Genomic DNA, 1,392 nt, shown 5'->3' with positions numbered 1-1,392 from the left:
CCTTCCTCGACCGTCTCCGTCAGCCCGGCGGCGGTCACGGAGGCCGCCGACACCGTGGTCTTGGTCGGTCCGAGCTCGTCACGAACGCCGTGCACCAGGGCGGAGGCACCTGCACCTTGCAACTGACGGCCCACGCGGAGAGCATCGAGGTGGCCGTCGGCTGGCGCATGGCCAACCACCTCGCCCGAACGACTACCGCCACCCGTCAGGCCTCCGGCGGAAAGACGGTGAGTGTCCTTCTCGCCTGGTCGCGCGACCGCTGGAGCGGGCGCAAAGGCCGGTGAATAGAATCAGGTCTCATGTCGAAGCCTGACGAGCTGCTCGTTGACGTTGCCACCCTGGTGGAGTCCGGGCAGAGCAATCAGATGTCCCTGACCGTGGTCACTTCCGGTGCTGTCATCACCGGTCGCCTTGCACCCGAAGCCGTGTGGAGGCAGCGGGTGTCGGAGGTGCTGACGGACTCGGCCCGCCTGGGCGAGTTCTCCGCGATCTTCACCTCCACGACCCGCCGGGACGGGCCACCCACTCACCTGCACTTCCATGTGGCCCGCATTCTTCAGGGCACGGTGGGGATCCCGGAGACGGGTGGGATGTACCGCGTCTCGATCGCGGATGTCAGCGCCTGGACCGTGGGCGACTTCAGCTACTCCGACCACTGAACCAGCCCTGCGCAAGAAGCTCTGGTTACGCGCAAAGGGCCCGACCGGCGTGTGCCGGTCGGGCCCTTTCCGCTCATCGGGTGGCGGCATCGCCGGGCCACCCGTCAGGCGGTCACGGGGGTGCCGAGCATCGCGGAGGCCCGCTGGAGAGGGCTGAGCCTGCGCGTCGCCACAGCGGTCCGGGGAAGGCCGCCACGGCAGGTGAAGCCGAGCTGGGTCATGGCACGGACGACTTCGCCGGCACTGAAGTCGCGGCGGTCCTGACGGGTGACGACCTGACCGACCTGCTTGACGGGGTAGGTGCGGCGGCCGATGATCACCGACTCACCAATGACCTGCTCGGGCTTGACGCCCTTCATCGATTCCAGAACACCGCTTTTGGTCAGGTCGAACGGGAAACGGGCGATGACACAGCGCATGGATGCCTCACAGGGTGAAAGGGGAAACAGCCGACCACGGTGCGGTGGTTCAGCAGCTGAGAGCAAGGACGCCCAGGGCGCCGCCTTGTTCGTCCACAACGGGCAGGGCGGTGAGCCTGCGGTACCGCATCGCGTGGTCGGCCTCGGCCACCGTCGTCGCGGGCGAGGTGAACGGCCCGCGATCGCCGAGAACACCGCGCAGACGGATCCGGTCCGTGTACGCCACGCTGTCGCGGACGGCGGCGAGCTGGGCACCGGTGATCAGCCCGGTGCACAGGCCGTCCTCGTCGCAGACGAGCAGACGGTCCGCGCGG

3 protein-coding genes are annotated in these 1,392 nt (G+C 68.4%); 1 reads left to right on the top strand and 2 read right to left on the bottom strand.

All coding sequences use genetic code 11. The features are described from left to right. Positions 1-299 precede the first annotated feature (299 nt). On the top strand, positions 300-659 hold the full coding sequence (locus K7B10_RS40360) for a hypothetical protein (protein ID WP_229346022.1): 360 nt from the start codon (positions 300-302) through the stop codon (positions 657-659). Between the two features lie 104 nt (positions 660-763). On the opposite strand, the gene K7B10_RS40355 is transcribed toward K7B10_RS40360, so the two are convergent. Both K7B10_RS40355 and K7B10_RS40350 read right to left on the bottom strand, forming a co-directional pair. Next, positions 764-1,078, bottom strand: a complete 315-nt coding sequence (locus tag K7B10_RS40355) for an SCO5918 family protein (RefSeq protein ID WP_229346021.1) — start codon at positions 1,076-1,078, stop codon at positions 764-766. A 49-nt stretch (positions 1,079-1,127) separates the two neighbouring features. After that, positions 1,128-1,392 (bottom strand): CBS domain-containing protein (locus K7B10_RS40350; protein WP_229346018.1); only part of this gene is annotated, 265 nt, incomplete at its 5' end.

The organism is Streptomyces flavotricini (genome assembly GCF_020639365.1).
Classification (GTDB): Bacteria; Actinomycetota; Actinomycetes; order Streptomycetales; family Streptomycetaceae; genus Streptomyces; species Streptomyces flavotricini.
Note: the sequence above shows the minus strand (reverse complement) of the source record. Positions and strands in the feature narration are given on the sequence as shown.

Excerpts from the sequence above, each read along its gene's own strand:
- K7B10_RS40360 (WP_229346022.1), top strand. The coding sequence starts at position 300 with ATGTCGAAGCCTGACGAGCTGCTCGTTGACGTTGCCACCCTGGTGGAG.
- K7B10_RS40355 (WP_229346021.1), bottom strand. The coding sequence starts at position 1,078 with ATGCGCTGTGTCATCGCCCGTTTCCCGTTCGACCTGACCAAAAGCGGT.